Origin of the sequence: Aeromonas sp. sia0103 (assembly GCF_963895295.1) — a bacterium.
Classification (GTDB): Bacteria; Pseudomonadota; Gammaproteobacteria; order Enterobacterales; family Aeromonadaceae; genus Aeromonas; species Aeromonas encheleia.
This window is the reverse complement of the sequence record NZ_CAWQKG010000011.1, coordinates 35,185-57,763: the sequence shown is the minus strand read 5'-3', so window position 1 is coordinate 57,763 and position 22,579 is coordinate 35,185. Positions and strand designations below refer to the sequence as shown.

The window sequence follows — 22,579 nt, the reverse complement described above, 5'->3', positions numbered from 1 at the left end:
AGGAGGGAGAGCAGCCGGATCATGATGGCCGCCCCCGACTCAGGAGGGAGAGCAGCATCATGACCGACTCAGACGAGAGAGCTGACGCCTCATGGCCGTGCTCCGTGCGGCTTGGGTCTCATCGCCGGCTCAGGCCTCATCCATCAGGCGCTGGACCGCATCGACCACGTCACCGACGCTGCGCACCGACTTGAACTCCTCCGGCTTGATCTTCTTGCCGGTCAGCTTCTGCAGGTGCACCACCAGATCGATGGCGTCTATGCTGTCGAGCTCCAGATCCTGATAGAGCTGGGCATCCGGGGTGACCGCGGCCTCGTCCACTTCGAACAAGTCGATCAGGGTGGCCTTCACCTGGGCAAAGATGTCGTCTCTGTTCATCACGGTTTCTCCACGAGGGGGCGGGATCCGGCCTGCGCCTGGATCAGCGCCGCCAGGGCATCGACGCTGGCAAAGTGGCGACGGGTATTCTCGTCATCGGCGGAGAGCACTATGCCGTAACGCCCCTTGATGGCGAGCCCCAGCTCCAGCGCATCGATGGAGTCCAGACCCAGGCCATCGCCAAACAGGGGCGCCTGGCTGTCGATGTCGTCCGGGCTCAAGCCTTCCAGGTTGAGGCTGTCGATGATGAGTCGTTTTATCTCTTGTTGCAGGTCTTGCATTGCTCTTCCATAGGCTGTCATGGGGTCCCGGGTTGCAGGACCCGGGTAAGAAACCGGGTTAACTGGCGGGCGGCCAGGGCGCCGTGCTGCGAGCCGTCGACCACCTCTGCGGCATGGATCTGCGGCAGAAACTCCAGGGTGAAGCAGGGTTTGTTGGCCGGGGTCCGGTACCACTTGTCCTGCTTGGTGAGGAAGCGCTCGCTGCACTGGATCCGCACGGGCTGCAGTGGCAGCTGGCCACGCAGCGCGAGCTGGGCGGCGCCCCGCTGCAGCCGGATCGGCTGGCCCGGGGTGGTGCGAGTGCCTTCCGGAAACACCAGCAGCAGGCCCCCCTGGCGCACCCGCTCGATGCAGCGCGGCAGCAGTTGCTCGGCCTCCACATTGGGAATGTAGCCGGCGGCACGCACCACGCCACCGAGAAAGGGATTATGCCACAAAGCCTGCTTGACGATGCAGTCACAGGCCGGCAGCTCGGCGGCCAGCATCACATAGTCCAGCAGGCTGGGGTGGTTGGCCACCACCAGCACGCCGCGCAGGGAGTCCGGCAGGCCACTCACCCTGTAGTCGAGCACCCCCAACCCCCTGAGCAGCCCCATAAACAGCCGGAAACTCTGCTTGATGCTGGCCTGGGCCAGGGTGCGGCGCCGCTCCCCCCGCAGGCAGAGCGCCAATAGCGGGAACCAGCAGAGGCTGAGCAGCAGACCGCCAAGCCCAAACAGGGTGAAGCCGAGGGCGGTGCCCGCCAGCCGCCAGAGCCGGTTCAGTCGCGCCGCCATGACCACTCCTGGCGCCCATCCCCGAGCAGGCAGCCGGCTTGTTGCAACAGGTGCGCGCGCCAGAATGCCAGAGGCTGGGCCAATGCGGGAGGCCGGGTCTCGGCCCGCCGGCTGCCACAGTGCCAGTGCTCCCCGCCCGGCTCATCCGTGAGCATCAGCGCGACCGCATAGGGCGGGGTTGCCAGCAGCCAGCGCCGATGGAAGGCCGGGATCTCGCCCTCGAAGGCCACCAGCAGCACACGACCGTTGTTGACGCTCAGAGTGGCGACCGCCTCGGTCAGCCCCGCCATCAGGCTGCCCTCCCCCGCGGCGAGCGAACTCATGGGCAGCGCCGCCTTGCCCTGAATGGAGCAGATCCCGGCCGCCGTGTTGTGCACCGACATGGAGAAATCCGTGGGAGAGAGGGGCTTGCCCGCCGCCAGCCCCTGCAACAGCGTCATGGAGCGGGCCAGCTCGCCGTGGCGACTGACGAAGATGACGCTGTCGACGGGGTGGCGAGCCAGCATCTCCAGCCCCAGCTGCACCGCGAGCCGGGCGCCGGCGCTGAGGCGGCGGGCCATCATCATCGGCAGCAGCGGGGTCGGCGGCATGGAGGCGTCGGCGGGCCAGCGGCCCTGCTCGGCCCACTGCCGCCACTGGCCTGTCTGGTCCAGACCGGGGGAGAGCGCCTGTGCATCGAGGAGTGAAAATGAGAGCATGATAGCGACGCTCCGTCCTGTTGCGGCGTTAGGGATCATGAGCAATAAGCGGTTCAGCCGGCGACAGGGTACAGCGAGTCCATGCCGAGCGAATAGCCAACCTATTACCACCATTGATGATGCCGGCCATCATAGCATTATTTTTCAGAAAGAGTAGGCAGCATAAAATATAACCCTTTGTTTGTAGTCGCCTTTTATTGAAAGCCGCCAGATAATGATGTCTTATTGTTCCAGTTAATAAGCAGCAGCACCGCGGAACAATCATCAATGGCGACCCGAGCCAGGCCGGGCTGTTTCGCCCCAACCACCCATCACCCACCACGAGAGCCGCCCAGTGAAACATTATCAGTGCGAGCAATATGATGCCCTCGACGCCATCAGTCAGGCCCAGCGCATCGCCTTCGCCCCCATGCTGTTCCAGGCGAGCTGGTGCCTGCGCGAGACCGGCGTGCTGGCCTACCTGGAGCAGTGCGGCAAAGCGGGCGCCACCACGGCCGAGATAGCCGGCCACTGCGGGCTCAGCGAATATGCGGTCTCGGTGCTGCTGGACATGGGGCTGGGCGGCGGGCTCTGTCATCTGGCCGACGAGCGCTACGTGCTCGGCAGGGTCGGCAAGTACCTGCAGAACGACCCCATGACCCGGGTCAACATGGATTTCACCCAGCACGTCTGCTATCAGCCCCTCGCCCACCTGCTCAGTGCCATTCGCGAGGGAAAGCCCGAGGGGCTCAAGCTGTTCGACCCCGACTGGGCCACCATCTATCCCCACCTCGATGCGTTGCCCGAGCCGGCGCGGGCCAGCTGGTTTGCCTTCGATCACTTCTATTCCGACTGGGCCTTCCGCCAGGCCCAGGATCATGTGCTGAGCTACCGGCCGCGGCGGCTCTATGACGTGGGTGGCAACACCGGCAAGTGGGCCCTCTCCTGCGCGGCCCGGGATCCTGCACTCAGCGTCACCATACTGGATCTGCCGGAGCAGCTCGCCCTGGCCCAGCCCCGGATAGCAGAGGCCGGGCTGGCGGAGCGGGTCGACGGCCATGCCGTCAACATGCTCGACGCCGACGGGCCGCTGCCGGGTGAGGCGGACATCTGGTGGATGAGCCAGTTCCTCGACTGCTTCAGCCACCCGCAGATAGTCGCCATCCTCAAACGCATTCGCCGCCACATGAAGCCAGGGGCCAGGGTCTGCATCCTAGAGCTGTTCTGGGACCGGCAGAGCTTCGAGGCCGCCAGTTTCTGTCTCAACGCCACCTCCCTCTACTTCACCGCCATCGCCAACGGCGACAGCCGCTTCTATCACTCCAAGCAGATGTACCAGTGCCTGCGCGAGGCCGGTTTCCACGTGGAGGCCGAGCACGAGATCCCGGGGCCCGGCCACACCCTGCTGGTTGCCCATCCGCTGCCCAGCTGGCCATAATGCCCCATCGGAATGGCAGCATCGATGACACGAGAAGGAGTACGGCATGATGCGTAACTGGATGGCACTGCTGGCACTTTGCCTGGCCCTTGGCGCCCTGACCGGCGGCTGTGCCGACATCAAGGAGGCGGGCCGGACTGTGGGGCACACCACCCGCGATGTGACCCGGGAGATTGGCCACACCACCCGGGACGTGACCCGGGAGATCGGCCACGGCACCCGGGACACCGTCAAGAAGGTGGGCGATGAGATCAGTAAATGACAACAGGGGCCTTGGCCCCTGTTGTGTTAGCTGCGACTGACCATCACCACATCGCCATCAGCTGGGATTCCATGGCCTCCTCCGGCTCCTCCGGCAGCTCGGCGAAGAGGTCCAGCCCGGTCTGCTCCTCCACCGCGTCCACCGTCACTATGTAGTCCGCAAGCCGGCTGGCCGACACGTTTTCCTGGGGCAGGATGAAGGCGATGGCCTCCCGATTGGCCACGTCCATCACCACCCGGTAATAGGCATGGGGCACCGTCACGCCGTTGCCGATGGCGGCATCCGAGTTGGTGAAGATGGGACCGGTGATCACCTGAACCTCCTCATAGGCGATGGCCCACTGGCGGGTCTTCTCCTCCAGGATGCGCCAGGCCCCCTGATTGAGCGCCGGCAACTGCGGCGTCATGTTGGTCAGCAGGAAGCTCTGCTTCATGGTGGTGGCGCTGGTGCGCATGTCCGCCGCCGGCGCCTGGTGGCCTCTGTCATAGCCGGAACCCTTGTAATCCGCCAGGGTGGCGCGGAACTGCACCGGCACCTCCTTGTCCTCGGCGAAGGCATCCTTGCGCGGCACCTGACCCTGGGCGCTGGCCGCCGTCATCCGATAAGAGACCCAGTCAGAGACCTTGGTGTCGTAGTTGTAGCCGGCGGCATAGCCTTCCCGGCACAGCAGCTGACTGGATTGACTGGGGACTCCCAGGGTGACGTGATCCTTGCACTGGAATCCCGCCGCCAGGGTCGGGAAAGCGCTGAGAGTAAATCCGATAGCCAGAACTAACTTATTAATATTATTCATTATTATGCCACTCCTTGTGTTAGGCGGAGTGATTTGACACCAGGTCGGAGGAGTCAGGCAATCGGCTAGTTTGCGAGCATGTCGTAAATGTGAAGATGACTGCAATTCGGCCAAAAACCTGCGGACAGCTGGGGGATTGTCATCCCCCTGTCATTGTGCTGAACGGGGCATTTTTCCCGTTTAATCAATTGGATATGCCCATGAAAAAGCGGGGCGCCCGGCCCCGCTCTGGTGATGTCCCTCAGCTCTTGACCTGAGGCCGCGGGGTATCGGCTCGGGACGGCGGCAGTATGGGCAGCACTATCTGCGGCTGATCCCCGGTCAGGCTCTTGAGGAAGTCGGTCATGTCGTCGGCCTCCTGCTCGCTCAGACGCTGACCGAGCTGGATGTCGGCCATGATCTGCACCGCCTCCTTCAGATCCCAGACGGCCCCATCGTGGAAGTAGGGGTAGGTCAGCGCTATGTTGCGCAGGGTCGGCACCTTGAACCAGCCGATGAGCTGCTGCTCGCCGGTCACGGCGCCGCGGCCCTGGGCCGGGTTGCTGGTCGGGTAGTGCTTGACCAGCCCCATCTTCTGATAGGAGTTGCCGCCGATGGCGACCCCGTTGTGACAGGCGGTGCAGCCCTTCTCCTTGAACAGCTGGTACCCCTTCAGCTGCCGCGCCGTCAGCGCCTTGCCGTCCCCCTTCAGCCAGCGATCGAAGGGGGCATTGGGGGTGATAAGGGTCTCCTCGAAGGCGGCGATGGCATCGGTCACCTCGTCGATGCCAAAGTCCGCTTTGCCATAGACCGCATCGAAACGGGCACGGTATTCGGGCAGGGTGTGCAGGGTCTCGACCGCCAGCTTGTGGGTGAAGGCCATCTCCAGCGGGTTGGCGATGGGGCCCGCCGCCTGCTCCTTCAGATCCTTGGCACGGCCGTCCCAGAACTGCACGAAGTTGAGGCTGGAGTTGAGCACGGTCGGCGAGTTGATCGGCCCCTCCTTCCACTGGTGGCCGAGGGAGCTGACCTGGTTGTCCACTCCGCCGGTCGCCAGGTTGTGGCAGGAGTTGCAGGAGATGGCGTTGGACCTTGACAGCCTCGGCTCGAAGAACAGCATCTTGCCCAGCTCGACTTTCTCCGGCGAGCCCGGCTTGACGGCCTCGATCGGTTGCACCGGCTCGGTGGCCCACCCCATCCCGGGCAAGGCCAGTACCAGCAGCAGACAATATTTATTCATTTTTCTCTCTCCCTTGAGTCCGCGAACAATCGCAGCCTCAGCCTGACTGGGAAAGGCTGTGCAATATTTGCTCAGGATCAAATGGGATGGATAAAAACCACATTAAAAACAATGGATTGATATATTTTTGACGGACTGATGGCGGGGACTTGCGAGGTAAAAACAGCTGAATTTCGATGTATGAATTATCAACAGAGCGGGCCTGAATAACAGCCAATTAATTAGATTGGGGTCATTGAATAAAGCGATTATTAAATATGCAGCAATGATCGAACATTAATTAGGTTTATTTAACATGCATTATTCAATGCTCGAGATAATACCTTATCAATAATGCCTCGGTGGCGCCGACCAGCCCTCGCCCCTATTTTGGGTGATCCCTCGCGGGTTATTCGCTGATAAAGGGGAAAGATGGCCGGGTTTATTTATCCAGACCCGCTGGCTGCAGGCTGCCGCCCTCCACCAGGCATAGCGGCGCACAATAGCAAAGAGGGCCAGAAGGCCCTCTTGTTCATGCATGACTTCACCTCACAGGCTGGCGGCGATACGCGCCCCCAGGGCGGCGTTGTTCAGCACCAGCTGGATGTTGGCCGCCAGGGAGTTGCCGCCGGTCAGCTCGCACACCCGCGCCAGCAGGAAGGGGGTCGACTCCTTGCCCTTGACGCCCTGCTCGTCCGCCTCGCGCAGCGCCTGCGCGATCGCCGCATCTATGTCGGCCTTGGGCATGGCAAACTCGGTCGGGATCGGGTTGGTCACCACGGCGCCGCCGGCCAGCCCCAGCTCCCATTTCAGGCGCAGCGCCTGCGCGATTGCCGCCGGGGTGTCGAGGCGGTAATCCACCTTGAAGCCACTCTCGCGGGTGTAGAAGGCGGGCAGCTCCTCGGTCTGGTAGCCGATGACCGGCACCCCCTGGGTCTCCAGGTACTCCAGGGTCAGGCCGATGTCGAGTATCGACTTGGCACCGGCGCAGACCACGGCCACCGGGGTCTGGGCAAATTCCTGCAGATCCGCCGAGATGTCGAACGTCTCCTGAGCACCGCGGTGCACACCGCCGATGCCGCCGGTGGCGAACACCCGGATGCCGGCCATGGCGGCGATGATCATGGTGGAGGCCACGGTCGTCGCCCCCAGCCCCTTGTTCGCCAGCACGAAGGGGATGTCCCGGCGGCTGCACTTGGTGGCGGCATGACCGGCCCGACCCAGCGCCTCCAGCGCCCCCGCATCCAGACCCACCTTGAGGCGGCCATCCAGGATGGCGATGGTGGCCGGCACGGCGCCGTTATCGCGCACCACCTGCTCCACCTGGCGCGCCGTCTCCACGTTCTGCGGATAGGGCATGCCGTGGGAGATGATGGTGGACTCCAGCGCCACTACCGGTTTGCCGGCGGCCAGGGCCGCGGCCACTTCTGGTTGGATATCGAGATAAGCGTTCAACATGGGTACTCCTCCAGCATGCGTTCAACGGCGGCCTTGGATAGGCCGGAAAAGACGGTATCGGAACAATTGACGGTGAGGGCGGCGCAGCCGAGCGCGAAACGGGTGGTCTCGGCCATGTCAGCCTCCAGCAACCAGGCGTGGGCCAGCCCTGCCATGAAGGCATCGCCGCCGCCGGTCACGTTGACGACCGGGCTGCCGAGCACGGGCAGATGGCCCTGGCACTCCCCGTCGCTATAGAAAATCCCCTGATCGCCGAGGCTCAGGAACAGCCGTTGCACCCCGGCGCGGTGGAACCAGGCCGCCGCCATGGGCCAGCTCTCGGGGCCGGCGATGCGGAAGCCGCACAGCTGCTCGGCCTCGCTGCGATTGGGCTTGAGGGTGTGGATGCGGTGCAGCCAGGGGCGGATCTTCTCCACCTTGGCCACCGAGACGGTGTCGACGAAGATAATGTGCTCCCCTTGGCGCTCGAACAGCCAGTCGAGGGTGTGGGTGGCGAGGTTGGTGTCGAGTACCCAGAGCCGGGCCGCGCCGAGGAAGCCGCTGAGCTGGCTGAGCCTTGCCGGGGTGAGTTCGTCGATGATCGCCATGTCGTTGACGGCGCAGCTCATCTCGCCGCTGCCATCGTGCAGGCTGAGGTAACAGGAGGTCGCCTGACCCTCCAGCACCAGCACCTGGCGTACGTCGACGCCGGCACGCTGGCTCACCTCCAGCAGGTGATGGCCGTACTGATCGTTGCCCACCGCAGTCAGCAGCCGGGTATCGGTGCCGAGCCGCGCCAGGTTCTCGGCGATGTTGCGCCCCACCCCGCCGGCCGAGGTGCGGACCTTGCCGGGGTTGGAGTCACCGATGCGCAGGTTGTCGTGGCTGCAGCCGCAGATATCCATGTTGGCGCCGCCGATCACCACGGCGTAGGGACCCTCGCGCAGCACATAGCCACGCCCCTGCACATAGCCCTGGCGCATCAGGCTGGAGATGTGGCTCGCCAGCGCCGAGCGGCTGATGCCGAGCCTGTCTGCCAGATCCTGTTGGGCAATCATGGGATCCTGGCGCAGCAGGGCGAGGATCTCTTGTTCACGTTCCGTCATAGACAAACATCCAGTTACAAACGTTTGTCCATTATTTCCGAAAAACGTTTTCCCGCCATCCTCTCGTGCAAGAAATGTCGGGTCGCACACAAAAAATCACCGGGCCTGGCCCGGTGATCCTCCATGGCAGGATCCGGCACCGATCAGCTCAGCAGCACCCAGACCGCCCCCTCACTCTGCATCACCGGCCAACAGGCCACCCGCAGCGCCGGATCGTCGAGGCAGCGGCCATCGGCCAGGGCATAGCGCTGCTTGTAGAGCGGCGAGGCCACCACGGGCTCGCCGCTGCAATCACCCACCAGGCCGCGCCCCAACACCGCCACCCCGGCCCGCGGATCCACGTCATCCAGCGCATATACCCGCTCACCAAGCCGAAACAGCGCCAGCGCCCGCCCCCCCAGCCAGGCGCTGCGGCCCCCCTGCTCCGGCAAGGCCGAGAGCGCGCACACCCGATGCCACTGGCCATGTTCACTGTGCAACCTGTCTTCCCCGAGCTCATTCATAGCCACACCTCGCAGTTGCCCACCCTGTTCGGGATCTAACAAGGCTTCCATCCCCTCGCTCATATCAGCTCCTTGATACTGATTGCCGGCACCCACTGGCCCCGCTCCGCCCGGCGGGGAGGCGTGCTCCCCTCCGGCTGGTTGACGAAGGCCTCGAACAGCTTCAGCTTGTCTGGATCTGCCAGGGTGCTCTTCCACTCGCACTGCCAGCTGCCGACGATCTCGCCCATCATGGCCTCCAGCTCGGTCCCAATGCCGAGTCTGTCCTCGATGATCACCGACTTGAGGTAGTCGAGCCCCCCCTCCATGCCCTCCATCCAGACCGAGGTGCGCTGCAGCCGATCGCCGGTGCGCACGTAGAACATCAGCAGCCGGTCTATGTAGCGGATCAGGGTCTGCTCATCGAGGTCGATGGCGAAGAGGTCGGCGTGGCGCGGCCGCATGCCGCCGTTGCCGCACACATAGAGATTCCAGCCGCGCTCGGTGGCGATGACGCCTATGTCCTTGCTCTGGGCCTCAGCGCACTCCCGGGTACAGCCGGAGACCGCGAACTTCAGCTTGTGGGGCGCCCTCAGCCCCTTGTAACGATTCTCCAGGGTCTGGGTCAGGCTCATGGAGTCCTGCACCCCGTAGCGACACCAGGTCGAGCCGACGCAGGACTTCACGGTGCGCACCGACTTGCCATAGGCCTGGCCGGTCTCGAAGCCCGCCGCCACCAGCTCGCCCCAGATGGCGGGCAGCTGATCGACCCGGGCACCGAACAGGTCGATGCGCTGGCCGCCGGTGATCTTGGTGTAGAGCCCGTACTTGCGCGCCACCTCCCCTATGGTGATGAGCCCCTGCGGGGTGATCTCGCCCCCGGGGATGCGCGGCACCACCGAGTAGGTGCCGTCCTTTTGCAGGTTGGCGAGGAAGGTATCATTGCTGTCTTGCAGGCCACGCAGCGGTTTCTCCAGCACGTGCTCGTTCCACAGGGACGCCAGGATGGAACCGACCGTCGGCCGGCAGATGTCGCAACCCAGGCCATGACCGTGCTTGTCACGCAGCGCCTCGAAGCTCTTCAGCTCGCCGACCCTGGCCAGGTGATAGAGCTCCTGGCGACCGTAGGCGAAGTGCTCGCACAGCCCCTTGTCCGCCTCTACCCCGATTTCGCTCAGGGTCTGCTCCACCACCTGCTTGAGCAGGTTGCTGCAGCCGCCGCAGCCGGTACCCGCCTTGGTGCAACTCTTGATCGCCGCCAGCTCGTGATTGCCCGCCTTGACCGCCGCCACCACGGCCCCCTTGCTGACGTTATGGCAGGAGCAGAGGATGGCGCTGTCCGGCAGCACCAGCGGCGCGGCCGCCCCGCCGACCTCTCCCACCAGCAGGGAGAGCGGCGGCTGCGGCAGCGCCATGCCGTTCTGGTAGTACTGCAACAGCCGCTCGTAGTCGGCCCCGTCCCCCACCAGAATGGCGCCGAGCAGGCGGCCCCCCTCGCCGTCGGTCACCAGCTTCTTGTAGACCCCGTTGACCCGATCCAGCAGCAACAGCTCCTGGGCCCCGGCGGTGCTGGCGTGGGCATCGCCGATGGAGCCCACATCCACCCCCATCAGCTTGAGCTTGGTGGACATGTCCGCCCCGGCGAAGCGGGCATCGCCGCCGCACAGGCTGGCCACGGCGGCGCGGGCCATCTGGTAGCCGGGGGCCACCAGCCCGAAGATCCGGCCCTGCCAGAGCGCACACTCGCCGATGGCCAGCACGGCGGGATCCGAGCTATGGCAGCCGTCGTCGATGCAGATGCCGCCACGCTCGCCCAGGGTCAGCCCGGCCTGGCGCGCCAGCCCGTCGGCGGGGCGGATCCCCGCCGAGAACAGGATCACGTCCGTCTCCAGGTGACTGCCATCCTTGAATACCAGCCGGTGGCGGGCCTGCTCCCCGTCCTCGATGCACTCGGTGGCCCGCTCCACCAGCACCTCGACCCCGAGCGCCCGGATCTTGTCCCGCAGCACGGCGCCGCCGCTCTCGTCGAGCTGCACCGGCATCAGCCGCGGGGCGAACTCCACTACCTGGGTCTTGAGGCCGAGCAGACGCAGCGCATTGGCGGCCTCCAGCCCGAGCAGGCCGCCGCCGATCACCACGCCGCTGCGCGCCTGGGCGCAGGCATCGCGGATGGCGGCGAGATCCCCCAGGGTGCGGTAGACGAAGCAGCCCTCACGCCGATGGCCGGGGATGGGCGGCACGAAGGGCACCGAGCCGGTCGCCAGCACCAGCCGGTCGTAGGGGAAGCGCTCGCCATCGGCCAGGGTCAGGGTGCGGGTCTCCCGGTCCAGCGCCTCCACCTCGGCTCCCAGCCGCAGCGCTATGCCCTGCGCCTCATACCAGGCGGGATCCGCCAGCTGCAGCGCCTGTGGCGCCTTGCCGCCAAACACCTCCGACAGGTGCACCCTGTCATAGGCGGAGTCCGGCTCGGCCCCGAACACCGTCACCTCGTACCGCTCCAGGCCGCCAGCCGCCGCCAGCTGCTCGACGAAGTGGTGGCCCACCATGCCGTTGCCGACCACCAGCAGACGTTGTTTCTCGCCCCTCTCGGGCGATTCGACGAAGTGGTGGTCCATCTCATCATCCATGCCGTTGCCGATGACCAGCAGACGTTGCTTCTCAACCCTGCCGGGGGATTCGACGACCTGGTGATCGATCAAGTCCATGCCCTTGCCCACCAGCAATCTTTGTTTGTGATCCATGTGTCTCTTCCTTGAATTCTGGGAGTTCAGGCCCGCAGCTTGCTGCGCACCTGCTCGGCCGCCTTGAGCGGGGTCACCTTGCGCTGCTTCTCGTAGAGGAAGCGCAACACCTGCTGGCGCAGCCTGTGATACTGGGGGTCGTCCGCCAGGGCAACCCTGTCTCTGGGCCTTGGCAGGTCTACGGTCAGGATCTCCCCGACGGTGGCACTGGGGCCATTGGTCATCATGCAGATGCGATCGGAGAGCAGCACCGCCTCGTCCACGTCGTGGGTGATCATGATGACGGTGTTGCCGAGCTCGGCCTGGATGGCCATCAGCGCATCCTGCAGATGGGCCCGGGTCAGGGCGTCGAGGGCACCGAACGGCTCGTCCATCAGCAGCACCTTGGGGGAGAGCGACAACGCGCGGGCGATGCCGACGCGCTGCTTCATGCCCCCCGACAGCTCGTGGGGCATCTTCTGGCTGGCGTGATCCATCTGCACCAGCGACAGGTAGTAGTCGACCCGCTCCGCCACCGCCCGCCGGTCCGGCTCCACCTGCCGGGCTGCCAGCGCCACGTTCTGCTGGACGCTGAGCCAGGGCAGCAGCGCATGGTTCTGAAACACCATGGCCCGCTCCGGCCCGGGCCCCACCACCTCGCGCCCGTCCAGGATGATGCCTCCGGTGGTAGGATCCAGCAGCCCGGCCACCAGGTTGAGCACTGTGCTCTTGCCACAGCCGGAGTGGCCGATGAGGGAGACGAACTCCCCCTGTTCGATGCGCAGGTTGACCCGGCTGAGGGCCTCGAAGCGGCCCTGTTCCGTCTCGAACGAAACGCCGACATCGCTGATCTGCAGATAACTTTTCATTGGCGGTTCTCCTGCCTGAATATGTGATTCGTCTCTAGTGCAACCCTTGACGCTTGTCCTGCAGCGGGACCACTGCTGCACAAGTCCCTAACGCAACGCCTGCCGCTTGCCCTGAAGCAGAACCACTGCCGCCAGGCCCGGCTCTCCCTCTGTTGCCGACACGGCCCTAACGCAATGCCTGGCGCTTGTCCTGAAGCAGAACCACTGCCGCAAGGCCCGGTGCCGACGCGGCCCTAACGCAACGCCTGCCGCTTGTCCCAGGAGAGCCACTGCTGCAGGGCCAGCATGCCCCTGTCCAGCGCGCAGCCGATGAGGCCTATGGTGACCACGGCCACCATGATGCGGGCCAGGGAGGCCGAGCCGCCGCTCTGGAACTCGTCCCACACGAACTTGCCGAGCCCCGGGTTCTGGGCCAGCATCTCGGCCGCGATAAGCACCATCCAGGCCACCCCGAGGGAGAGCCGCAGCCCGGTGAAGATCATGGGCAGGGCGCCGGGCAGCACGATGCGGCGCACATGGGTCCAGAAGGAGAGCCGCAACACCCGGCTGACGTTGTGCAGGTCGCTGTCCAGCCCCGCCACCCCGACTGCGGTGTTGATCAGGGTCGGCCAGAGGGAGCAGAGGGTCACCGTCAACGCCGAGGTGACGAAGGACTTGGCAAGCCAGGGCGCAGGGCTGGCGTAGAGCGCGCTCACCACCAGGGTGATGAGGGGCAGCCAGGCCAGCGGCGACACCGGCTTGAGCAGCTGGATCACCGGGTTGGCGGCGCGATAGAGCCCCTGGTTCATGCCGAGCAGCAGGCCGCACGGGATGGCGATCAGGCTGGCCAGCCCGAAGCCGCACAGCACTGTGAGCAGGCTGGTGGCTATCTGATCGAAGAAGGTGGGGCGCCCGGTATAGGGGCGCAGTTTCACCTCGGCCGCCGGATCCTGCGCCAGCCGCTCGGCGTTGCGCAGCTGCTGGCGCTCGAGGAAGGCGGCCGCCTCGTCCCGCTGTGCCAGGTGCTCCTGCCCCAGCGACCAGAGCTGGCTGGCGGTCGCCAGCGGCCCCGGCAGGGTGCCCAGGCTGGTCTGCACCTGGCTCGCCCCCCACTGCCAGAGGCCGAGGAACAGCAGCACGCCGAGCAGGGGCTGCACCAGGGTTTTCCAATTGACGGCTTTCCAATTGATGAATTGCCACTTGTGTCGTTTCATCGCTCGCTCCTTGTTCATTGCACCCGCTCATCGCCCTTGAGGCCGATGGCAAACTGTTGCAGGTAGGCGTTGGGATGACGCCCGTCGTAGATCAAGCCGTCGATGAAGCCATCCTGGGGACCGCGATAACCCTGCTCGCTGGCAAAATCGGGAAAATCGCTCGCCTTGAACTTGCCCTCGGCGATGAGCGCCTCGGCCGCCTGGCGGTAGACCTCGGGTCGATAGACGGCCCTGGCTACCTGCTCGAACCAGGCGTCCGGCTTGGCCTCGGGGATCTGGCCCCAGCGCCGCATCTGGGTCAGGTACCAGATGGCGTCGGAGTAGAAGGGATAGGTGGCGTGGTGGCGGAAAAAGACGTTGAAGTCCGGCAGGCTGCGCCTGTCCCCCTTGGCGTACTCGAAGGTGCCCGTCATTGAGCCGGCGATCACCGCCTCGTCGGCCCCCACGTACTCGGGTTTGGCCAGCAGCTTGGCAGCCTCGCGCCGATTGCCGTTCTGCTCGGCATCCAGCCACCAGGCCGCCCGCAGCAGTGCCTTCACCAGCCGGATGTGGGTGTTGGGATGGCGCTCGGCCCACTGGCGGGTGACGCCGAATACCTTCTCCGGGTTGTTGCGCCAGATCTCGTAATCGGTGATGACGGGCACCCCGATCCCCCTGGCGACCGCCTGCTGGTTCCAGGGCTCCCCCACGCTGTAGCCGGCTAAGGTGCCCGCCTCCAGGGTGGCGGGCATCTGGGGTGGTGGCGTGACCGACAGCAGCACCTCCGCCTGGCGCTGGCCCGAGCTGTCACCCTGATCGGGGGCATAGAAGCCGGGGTGGAGCCCGCCGGCCGCCAGCCAGTATCTGAGCTCGTAGTTGTGGGGGGAGACGGGAAACACCATCCCCATGTTGAACGGCTTGCCCGCCTGTCGGTATTGGGCCACCACGGGTTTGAGCGCCGCCGCGCTCACCGGTGTCGGCACCTGACCCGCCACCGGCTTGGGCAGATGGGGCTGCATGGCGGCCCACACCGGGTTGGCGACCGTGATGGCGTTGCCGTTGAGATCCATGGCGAAGGCCGTCACCAGCTCGGCCTGAGTGCCGATGCCGATGTGGGCGGCCAGCGGCTGACCCGCCAGCATCTGGGCACCGTCCAGCTCGCCGTCGATCACCCTGTCCAGCAGCACCTTCCAGTTCGCCTGCGCCTCCAGGGTGACGTAGAGCCCCTCGTCCTCGAAGTAGCCGCGCTCATAGGCCACCGCCAGCGGTGCCATGTCGGTCAGCTTGATGAAGCCGAACTTGAGCTCCTCCTGCTCGGGAGCCCCCACCGCCAGCGCCGGCAGCGACAACATCGCCAGCAACAGGGCCGCACATCCTTGTCTCTTGTTCATTCGCCTTCCTCGCTCAGATCCAGTCATGGGCGGTCATCCCTCTGCGCCGTTGCAGGGTCGCGACCAAAAAAAAGCCTCACCGATCCGGGATCGGTGAGGCCTCTTTGCCCTGTTGCGAGTGACGGGCCGGTTGGCGCCGTCACTCCTTGTCTGCTGGGTAATTCACTTTCCATGCCAGCTTGGCCAGGCCACTGAAAACGGGCCTGTCCCGCCCCTTTCTTCCTGCTTTGCCTCCTCATTTGCCTCAATAAGGCGCAACTGCACCAAAACGGTTGCTCCGCGAGGGCATCAAACGGGCAGGGCCAGCAACAACTGCCGCGCCAGCTCCCCCAGGCTCAGGTGGCGGCTCATGGCGGTGCTGCGCATCAGCCGGTAGGCCTGCTCCTCGTCCAGCCCCTGATGGCGCATCAGCCGCCCCTTGGCCTGCTCGACCAGCCGCCTCTCCTCCAGCTTCTGGCGCAGCTCGGCTTCGGTTTGCGCCAGCGCCTGCACCATGGCCAGCTGACTGCGGGCCAGCCGCAGCCACTGCTCGACCGGCTCCCGCTCGCCACACGGATGCGGCACCAGCAGCACCCCCTGCTGCAACAGGGCGATCTGGGGCTCTGCGCCGAGTCGCTCGCAAAACAGCAGGCGCGGCACCCCGGGCCAGAGAGAGAGGCCGAGCCGCACCTCGGCACCGAACTGGCGACTGCTGATGAGCAGGGCATCCCCCTGCCCGTCCGGGGTCAACAGCTGGCGGCTGTCCAGGATCTGCGGCTGATGGCCGTAGTGGCTGACCAGCAGGGCCAGGCGGTTGGCCTGACCCGGCTCATCGGCGTGGATCAGCAGGCGGGAGGGGGGGCCGGCAGGGCCCCCGGGGGGAAGAGTGGTCATGGCGCTCCTTGCCAACGGCTAGCGCAGCTTGTCTGTCGCTGCTTGTTCACCACAGATGAGGCAACATGAAGGCCAACTATTTGAATCTACCCCCTTTTTATCTATCTGGAGGTAGTAGAGGTAGAGGTCGAGGCGGCTCAGGCCACCCGATCCAGCGCCTGGGTCAGCAGGGCGTTCAGCTCGGTGCGCAGACCCACCACCTCCCCCATGATCATCAGCACGGGACTCTGCCCGAGCAGGGCCACGGCGGCCTCTGCCAGCATGGCCAGCCGGGTCTCATGCACCCGCTGCTGCGGGCTGCAACCGGCCACCACCAGCGCCACCGGCAGATCCGGCGAGGCGCCGGCCGCCAGCAGCCCCTGCCGGATCTGGGCCGCCCGCTCCAGCCCCATGTAGAACACCAGGGTGTGACCGACCCGGGTCAGCCCCTGCCAGCCCTGATAGTCGCGCTCGTCCATCAGATGGCCCGTCACCAGGGTCAGGGAGCGCGCCAGCCCCCGGTGGGTCAGGGGGATCAGGCTGCTGGCGGCGCAACCCAGCGCCGCCGTGATGCCTGGCACCAGCTCGGCTTCGATGCCGTGGCGGGCCAGGTGCAGCGCCTCCTCGCCGCCACGGCCAAACACCAGGGGATCTCCCCCCTTGAGCCGCACCACCCGCTTGCCGGTGCGCGCCAGCGCCAGCAACAGGGCGTTGATCTGCGCCTGGCTCGGGCTAGGCTCACCGCAGCGCTTGCCCACATCGAAACGGGCCGCGCCCTTGGGAATGCGGGCCAGGATCTCGCTCCCCACCAGGCGGTCATAGATCACCACCTCCGCCGCCTCCAGCCGTTGCAGGGCGCGCAGGGTCAACAATTCGAGCGGGCCGGGACCGGCCCCTACCAGACTGACATGGCTCATCTCACACTCCTTGTGCCCCGTCTTAAGCGGAGGCGATAAAAACATGTTTAATCAAAAGCTTGTCTATCTCTGGCAGACAGGTGCCGCAGTTGCTGCCACAGCCGAGCAAGGCCTGCAGCCCCGCCAGCTCGCTCACCCCCTGCCGGGTGATGGCGTCGACGATGCGCCCCTCCGACACCCGCAGGCAGGAGCAGACCAGCCGGCTCTCCCCGGCCAGGGCAGCGCTCAGGGTCTGGCTCAGGGCCCCCGCCTGCAAGGGCGTGCCGAGCAGGCTCGCCAGCAGGGAGACCTTGAGATCCGGCCATCGCTCGCCCACCAGCAGGATGCCGTTGATGCGATCCTGCACCAGCGCCACCGCGAGCCAGCCCTGTGCGAGTGGCAGCCGCAGCCAGCGCCCCGTCGTCCCCAGCTGCTGCCACAGCGCCTGTGGCCCCTCTGACCAGGAGGCAAGCAGGGTGCAGTTGCCCTCGGGCAGGGGGCGTTTGGCCCACCAGTCCACCGCCTCTCCCCAGGGCTGCTGGCCGAGCCAGAGCCCCTGCCAGCGGGTCGGCTGCGGCTCGGCCATCACCCGTCCCTGCTTGAACATGGGCTGGCCCGAAAGGGGATCCACCACGGCGGCGATGAGGCGGTTGACCGCCCCCTGGCTGCACTGGCTGTCGGTCCAGTGCATGGGCAGGAAGGCCTCTCCCTCCCGCAGCCCCTCGTCCACTCCGATCAGCAGCCGCGCCTCGCCCAGCCCGTTGCTCAACCGCACCAGATCCCCCTCGGCCAGCCCGAGTGCCAGCAGGCTGGCGGGGCCGACCCGCAGCTTGGGCCAGGGCTCCGCCTCCTGCAATCGGGGCACGTGGCCGGTGCGGGTCATGGTGTGCCACTGATCCCGCAGCCGGCCCGTATTAAGCAACAAGGAGAGGCCTGCCGGCTGCAGCACCGCTTTTGGCTCGGCGACGTCGACAGGTTCAGGGGGAAAATGCTGGGCCAGGGGCAACAGACGGGCCCGCCCATCCGGGGTGGGGAAGCGCCCATCCTCGAACAGACGGGCACGGCCCCTGGGCCAGGCGGCGTTGACCGGCCAGCTCAGTGGCTCCAGCGCCTCGAACTCGGCGCGACTGAGGCGGGCCAGCCCGGAGATGTCGAACTGGCGGGCCCCTTCGTTCTCGAAACCGGAGAGGGCGGCGTGTTCACAGAAGATCTCGTGCTCGTGCTCATAGGCAAAGCCCTCGCCGAAGCCAAGCCGGCGGGCCAGCTGGGTCAGCGCCCACCAGTCGGGCCTGGCCTCCCCCGGCAGGGGCAAAAAGGCGCGCTGGCGGCTGATGGTGCGCTCCGAGTTGGTGACCGTGCCGCTCTTCTCGCCCCAGGCGGCGGCGGGCAGCAGCAGGTGGGCGAGGCGCGCCGTGTCGGTGTCCGCCGTCACCTCGGAGACCACCAGCAGCTCGCAGCGGGCCAGCGCCTCCCGCACCCGGTTGCCGTCTGGCAGGGAGACGGCCGGGTTGGTGCCGAGCACCCAGAGCGCGCGTATCTCCCCGCGCGCCACCGCCTCGAACAGTGCCACCGCCTTGTGGCCCGGGCCGCGCACCATGGTCGGGCTCTGCCAGAAACGCTGCACCCGATCGCACTCTTCCTCGCCAAAGCCCATGTGGGCCGCCAACTGGGTCGCCAGCCCGCCCACCTCGCGCCCGCCCATGGCGTTCGGCTGCCCGGTCATGGAGAAGGGCGCCGCCCCCGGCTTGCCGATGCGCCCGCACAGCAGGTGGGCGTTGATGATGGCGTTGGCCTTGTCCACCCCCTGGTTGGACTGGTTGATCCCCTGGCAGAACAGGGTGACGGTGCGGGGGGTACGGGCAAATAGCCGGTAGAAGCCGAGCAGATCCCCCGGCGCCAAGTCGCAGCTCTGGGCCACCGCCTCCAGCTGCCAGGCCGGATCGTCCAGCGCCGCCGCCAGCTCGCCAAAGCCGCTCACATGGCGCGCCACGTAATCCTTGTCCCAGCCGTCGCTGTCGAGCAGATAACGGCACAGGCCGTTCCACAGCGCCACGTCGCTGCCGGGTTTGAGGGCCAGGTGCAGATCCCCCTGCTCCGCCGTCATGGTGCGGCGGGGATCCAGCACCACCAGCCTGAGCTCTGGGCGCCGCGCCCGCGCCTGTTGCAGGCGACGAAACAGCACGGGGTGGGTCCAGGCGGTGTTGGCGCCGGTGAGCACCACCAGATCCGCCAGCTCGAGATCCTCATAGCAGGCGGGCACCAGATCCTCGCCGAAGGCGCGCTGATGGGCCGCCACCGCCGATGACATGCAGAGCCGGGAGTTGGTGTCCACGTTGGCGCTGCCGAGATACCCCTTCATCAGCTTGTTGGCGACGTAGTAATCCTCGGTGGTGAGCTGACCCGACAGATAGATGCCGATGGCCGCTGGCCCGGATTCGGCCAATATGGTGGCGAAACGGTCGGCCAGGGTATCGAGCGCCTGGTCCCAGCCGATGCGCCGCCCCTGCCAGCGCGGGTAGAGCAGGCGGTCGGGAAAGTCCAGACTCTCCAGCAGGCTGGCCCCCTTGACGCAGAGGGCGCCCGCGTTGGCCGGATGCCGTTCATCCCCCTGCAGCTGCCACTCATCGCCCTCCCGGCTCAGCCGGATGCCGCAGCCCACTCCACAATAGGCACAGGTGGTGTTCATTCCCTCGCTCCTTGTCGTCCGGCGACCCGGCTACGGGTTGCCTGATTGCCACAGCCCATAAAAAAGCGTCCGCCCCCCAATGGGGACGGACGCCTTTGTCCGGCTGAGCCTCGATCATCTTGTCATGACGGATGACTGCAAAGCCTGCGCCAAGATGCGAGGCGCCCCGCCAGTGCGACCACCGGCGCCGGCCTGCGCCGGGACGGTGCAGCTGCCCTCTTGTTGGGCCCCGCCAGGAAAAACAGGGCCCTGCCCGACGACACTCATGGGCAAAGTGCGAGCCGGGGGTATAATGCGGCCGCCACAGAGGAGAGAGAGATGAAAGAGTCGGATTACGACGGCGCGAACACCGTTGATACAGCCTCAGCGGAGCATGCCGCGCCCGCTTATTGCTGCATCGGGCTGGTCAATCCCAAGTCGCCGGAGAACGTAGGGGCCGTGATGCGGGCCGCCGGCTGCTACGGGGCGGACGAGGTCTACTACACCGGCAGCCGCTTCGAGCTGGCGCGCCGCTTCGCCACCGACACCAAGCAGATGGTGGAGAAGATCCCCCTGCTCGGGGTCGAGGAGCTGCTGGCGTTCGTACCCGAAGGCTGCACCCCGGTGCTGGTGGATCTGATCGAGGGGGCCACCTCGCTGCCGGACTATGTGCACCCGGAGCGCGCCTTCTACATCTTCGGCCCGGAGGATGGCACCCTGGATCCCGCCCGCTATGAGGCGGTGAAGGAGGTGATCTATGTGCCGACAAGAGGCTGCATGAACCTGGCCGCCTCGGTCAACGTGATCCTCTACGATCGACTGGCTAAGCGCCTGCGGGCGGGGCTGGGGGAGTAAGAGGGTGATCAATGTGACCACGCATAAAGGCTGCATGAACCTGGCCGCCTCGGTCAACGTGATCCTGTATGACCGCTTGGCCAAGCGCCTGCGGGCGGGGCTGGGGGAGTAAGCCGGCGGTCAATATCACCACGCAAGCGGGGATGCATGGGCCTGGCCTTGCTGCCTACTTGGCTACCCTCGCCTCCTGCTCCTTGATAAAGGCGTGGTAGTAGTCATAGAGCTGGTTGTTGCGATAGATCTCGGCCAGGGTGCCGCCGCCAAGCAGCCGCCTCATGCCGGGATCCCAGTGCTGGCGCAGCTGCTGCCCGCGCTCGGTGTCGGCGAAGATGGGATAGGTGGGCACCCAGCGCAGGAAGATCCTGCTCATGTCGGACGGGAGCTCCCCCTTCGGATAGAGCACGCCGGCGGTCAGATAGTAGCGGTAGCGCTCCTTCGCCAGGAGCTGCATGGCCAAGGCGTGATCGTCGATCTCGTGCCAGCGCATAGGCACGGGAATAAACTTGTCAAAGGCCCAGCCCCGCAGCCAGAGCACATCCTGGCCCTGCAGGCTCACCTCGCCGGCCCAGAGCGGCAGCCACTTCTTCAGCATCAGCACAGTCACATCATCGGCCGAGGCCGGATAACTCGGCTGGTGTACCCCCTGCACCTCCCCCAGATAGACCCCCATCGCCATGTCGCCCCCCTTCTGCGCGACCACCGCCAGCGCCCGCTTGTAGGGCACTATGTGGGGATGGATGCGATAGCCTTCCGGCTCATAGATGGCACGCACTATGTCCAGATAGACACCACGGCCATCGTTCTGGCAGAAGCCGGGCCAGTCGTCGCAATAGACATGAATGACATCGGCCCGGGCGGACCAGGGGAGCAGCAGGCAGCACAACAAAAGCAGCAGCGGACGAACCATGTACCTGTATTTCCTCGGTGGCGGGTCTGTCAGCGGGGCCCACAGACAAAGGGCATGTTCAAGCCTTATCACATCATAGGAAGTGATCCTGGCAGATCACCTCTTTTTCCTGATTTTGCGAGCGGGTCGAGGGTAATAACCTCCTTGATGGGTATCATGAACAATAAGATTCATTAGTGACCCAACTAGAGGAGAGCCTTCTTATGCCTACCATCAAATCCTTGCTCTGCCCCGTCGATTTCTCCGAGATGTCCAAGGCCGTGCTCGACTACGCGGTCTTCATGGCCCAGAGCCATCAGGCCGAGCTCAAGCTGGTCCATGTGGTGGATCAGCTGCACGGTTTCGACAGCTACAAGATACTGCACATGACGGCCATCGAGATCACCCACGAGATGGAGCGTCAGGCCAAGACCCAGCTCAAGGAGCTGGTCGCCGATCTGGCCGTGCCCGCCACCTTCGAGGTCCGCTTCGGCCGTGCCGCCGATGAGATCGTCATCCAGGCGAAAGAGGACAAGGTTGACCTGGTGGTCATGGGCAGCCACGGCCGCTCCGGCATCAGCCACCTGCTGGTGGGCAGCGTCGCCGAGTCCGTGGTGCGTCACGCCCCCTGCCCGGTGCTGGTGGTGCGTAAATAACACTGCCGCCAACCGACATCCGAAGGCCGGCGCTCGCTGGCCTTCTTGCTATGGGGCCAACTCAGCCATGGGCGTAGATGACGCTCCCCTCCTTGATGATGTTGATGATGGCCCGCGACTGCTCCCTCGGCAGCGCGGGACAACCCCAGCTGCGGCCCAGCTTGTCATATTTGCGCAGGTGGCGCGGGCTGGCATAGTCAGCCCCGTGCACGACGATGGCGCGCCTGCGGGCATTGCTGTTCTTGCCCGGGCTCAGCCCATCGAGGCGCAGCGAGTAACCGTGCTTGCCCTGATAGGTCTCGGCGGTGCGATAGACCCCGAGGGAACTCTGCCGGGAGTTGAGCTGATTGGAGAACTGGCGGGCCGCCAGCTCACCTGAGTTGCGACCGTGGCTGACCCAGGTGTGGTAGAGCAGCTTGTGACGCTTCACATCGATCACGAACAGCCGGCGCTGGGTCGAGGGTTTGCTGTAATCGATGATGGTGAGAATGGCCTTGCGCTTGTGACGCACATCTTGATAGCCCTGCAGGGCCTTGCGAAACACCCGCTTGTCGAGCTTGCCCGCCAGACCCAGCTGGCGATAGAGATCCTGGTCCCAACTGGCATGGCCGGCGCCGCTGAAACAGAGCGCCCCCAGCAGCAGCGGCAGGCTCAGCCAGAGCGCGCCTAGCCGCGTCATCCAATTTGTTCGCTTCATCCTTGAAGTCGCTCCCGTTCTTGCTGGTAGCCCAGTGTGCAAAATAGCGCCACACCTCGCAGGATAGTTATATGCAAGCCCCTGATAGGACG

Annotated in this window: 23 protein-coding genes; 5 read left to right on the top strand and 18 right to left on the bottom strand. The window is 65.6% G+C overall.

All coding sequences use genetic code 11. From position 1 onward, the window contains the following. Positions 1-129: 129 nt before the first annotated feature. From AACW18_RS02915 to AACW18_RS02900, 4 genes are read right to left on the bottom strand one after another with little or no spacing between them, the layout of a single operon-like run. Entirely contained in the window at positions 130-378 is a 249-nt protein-coding gene (locus AACW18_RS02915; protein WP_042651723.1) for an acyl carrier protein, read from the bottom strand. Further along, the gene (locus tag AACW18_RS02910) at positions 378-659 is read right to left on the bottom strand and encodes a phosphopantetheine-binding protein (protein WP_042651722.1); all 282 of its coding nucleotides are present in this window, start codon (positions 657-659) and stop codon (positions 378-380) included. The genes AACW18_RS02915 and AACW18_RS02910 overlap by 1 nt, the downstream gene beginning before the upstream one ends. A 17-nt stretch (positions 660-676) precedes the next feature. Beyond that, on the bottom strand, positions 677-1,435 hold the full coding sequence (locus AACW18_RS02905; protein WP_218329852.1) for a lysophospholipid acyltransferase family protein: 759 nt from the start codon (positions 1,433-1,435) through the stop codon (positions 677-679). After that, on the bottom strand, positions 1,420-2,133 hold the full coding sequence (locus AACW18_RS02900; protein WP_218387794.1) for a beta-ketoacyl synthase chain length factor: 714 nt from the start codon (positions 2,131-2,133) through the stop codon (positions 1,420-1,422). The genes AACW18_RS02905 and AACW18_RS02900 overlap by 16 nt, the downstream gene beginning before the upstream one ends. Positions 2,134-2,467: 334 nt before the next feature. Between AACW18_RS02900 and AACW18_RS02895 the strand changes: the two genes are divergently transcribed. Together AACW18_RS02895 and AACW18_RS02890 are read left to right on the top strand one after the other, a co-directional pair. Beyond that, positions 2,468-3,550, top strand: a complete 1,083-nt coding sequence (locus tag AACW18_RS02895; RefSeq protein ID WP_218387793.1) for a methyltransferase — start codon at positions 2,468-2,470, stop codon at positions 3,548-3,550. A gap of 46 nt (positions 3,551-3,596) precedes the next feature. Further along, entirely contained in the window at positions 3,597-3,812 is a 216-nt protein-coding gene (locus AACW18_RS02890; RefSeq protein WP_218387792.1) for a hypothetical protein, read from the top strand. Positions 3,813-3,855: 43 nt separating this feature from the next. On the opposite strand, the gene AACW18_RS02885 is transcribed toward AACW18_RS02890, so the two are convergent. The 12 genes from AACW18_RS02885 to AACW18_RS02830 all read right to left on the bottom strand — a co-directional run bounded on the left by AACW18_RS02885 (position 3,856) and on the right by AACW18_RS02830 (position 19,414). After that, positions 3,856-4,605, bottom strand: a complete 750-nt coding sequence (locus AACW18_RS02885; protein ID WP_218387791.1) for a DNA/RNA non-specific endonuclease — start codon at positions 4,603-4,605, stop codon at positions 3,856-3,858. A gap of 241 nt (positions 4,606-4,846) precedes the next feature. Next, entirely contained in the window at positions 4,847-5,824 is a 978-nt protein-coding gene (locus AACW18_RS02880) for a cytochrome-c peroxidase (protein ID WP_218387790.1), read from the bottom strand. A gap of 528 nt (positions 5,825-6,352) precedes the next feature. Next, the gene (locus AACW18_RS02875; RefSeq protein ID WP_218387789.1) at positions 6,353-7,261 is read right to left on the bottom strand and encodes a pseudouridine-5'-phosphate glycosidase; all 909 of its coding nucleotides are present in this window, start codon (positions 7,259-7,261) and stop codon (positions 6,353-6,355) included. Next, a complete protein-coding gene (locus AACW18_RS02870) occupies positions 7,255-8,346 on the bottom strand; it encodes a PfkB family carbohydrate kinase (protein WP_218290503.1) in 1,092 nt (363 codons plus the stop codon). Before AACW18_RS02870 ends, AACW18_RS02875 begins: the two co-directional genes overlap by 7 nt. 143 nt (positions 8,347-8,489) lie before the next feature. Next, positions 8,490-8,912: a nitrite reductase small subunit NirD gene (nirD, locus tag AACW18_RS02865; RefSeq protein ID WP_256351751.1), complete on the bottom strand. Its 423-nt coding sequence runs from the start codon at positions 8,910-8,912 to the stop codon at positions 8,490-8,492. Beyond that, on the bottom strand, positions 8,909-11,443 hold the full coding sequence (gene nirB, locus AACW18_RS02860) for a nitrite reductase large subunit NirB (protein WP_371317024.1): 2,535 nt from the start codon (positions 11,441-11,443) through the stop codon (positions 8,909-8,911). Before nirB ends, nirD begins: the two co-directional genes overlap by 4 nt. Before the next feature lie 152 nt (positions 11,444-11,595). Next, positions 11,596-12,417 (bottom strand): ABC transporter ATP-binding protein, encoded by an 822-nt coding sequence (locus AACW18_RS02855; protein ID WP_218387788.1) that lies wholly within the window; start codon positions 12,415-12,417, stop codon positions 11,596-11,598. Between the two features lie 233 nt (positions 12,418-12,650). Then, positions 12,651-13,610: an ABC transporter permease gene (locus AACW18_RS02850; RefSeq protein ID WP_218387787.1), complete on the bottom strand. Its 960-nt coding sequence runs from the start codon at positions 13,608-13,610 to the stop codon at positions 12,651-12,653. A gap of 14 nt (positions 13,611-13,624) precedes the next feature. Continuing rightward, complete coding sequence (locus AACW18_RS02845) at positions 13,625-14,980, bottom strand: CmpA/NrtA family ABC transporter substrate-binding protein (RefSeq protein ID WP_256351749.1); 1,356 nt, start codon at positions 14,978-14,980, stop codon at positions 13,625-13,627. A 288-nt stretch (positions 14,981-15,268) separates the two neighbouring features. Further along, entirely contained in the window at positions 15,269-15,853 is a 585-nt protein-coding gene (locus tag AACW18_RS02840; RefSeq protein WP_218387786.1) for an ANTAR domain-containing response regulator, read from the bottom strand. Positions 15,854-15,990: 137 nt separating this feature from the next. Next, positions 15,991-16,749, bottom strand: coding sequence for a uroporphyrinogen-III C-methyltransferase (gene cobA / locus AACW18_RS02835; RefSeq protein WP_218387785.1), 759 nt, complete (start codon positions 16,747-16,749; stop codon positions 15,991-15,993). A gap of 22 nt (positions 16,750-16,771) precedes the next feature. Further along, a complete protein-coding gene (locus tag AACW18_RS02830) occupies positions 16,772-19,414 on the bottom strand; it encodes a nitrate reductase (RefSeq protein WP_218387784.1) in 2,643 nt (880 codons plus the stop codon). A gap of 318 nt (positions 19,415-19,732) precedes the next feature. Here AACW18_RS02830 and AACW18_RS02825 point away from each other — a divergent pair, with 318 nt between their 5' ends. Both AACW18_RS02825 and AACW18_RS02820 read left to right on the top strand, forming a co-directional pair. Next, on the top strand, positions 19,733-20,248 hold the full coding sequence (locus tag AACW18_RS02825; RefSeq protein WP_218387783.1) for an RNA methyltransferase: 516 nt from the start codon (positions 19,733-19,735) through the stop codon (positions 20,246-20,248). 13 nt (positions 20,249-20,261) lie between these two features. Then, the gene (locus AACW18_RS02820) at positions 20,262-20,360 is read left to right on the top strand and encodes an RNA methyltransferase (protein WP_256351821.1); all 99 of its coding nucleotides are present in this window, start codon (positions 20,262-20,264) and stop codon (positions 20,358-20,360) included. A gap of 54 nt (positions 20,361-20,414) precedes the next feature. On the opposite strand, the gene AACW18_RS02815 is transcribed toward AACW18_RS02820, so the two are convergent. Next, positions 20,415-21,155, bottom strand: a complete 741-nt coding sequence (locus AACW18_RS02815; protein ID WP_218290497.1) for a hypothetical protein — start codon at positions 21,153-21,155, stop codon at positions 20,415-20,417. A 203-nt stretch (positions 21,156-21,358) separates the two neighbouring features. On the opposite strand from AACW18_RS02815, the gene AACW18_RS02810 reads away from it, so the two are divergent. Further along, positions 21,359-21,790, top strand: a complete 432-nt coding sequence (locus AACW18_RS02810; protein ID WP_218387781.1) for a universal stress protein — start codon at positions 21,359-21,361, stop codon at positions 21,788-21,790. 61 nt (positions 21,791-21,851) lie between these two features. On the opposite strand, the gene AACW18_RS02805 is transcribed toward AACW18_RS02810, so the two are convergent. Continuing rightward, a complete protein-coding gene (locus tag AACW18_RS02805; protein ID WP_218387780.1) occupies positions 21,852-22,487 on the bottom strand; it encodes a murein L,D-transpeptidase catalytic domain family protein in 636 nt (211 codons plus the stop codon). Between the last annotated feature and the right edge of the window lie 92 nt (positions 22,488-22,579).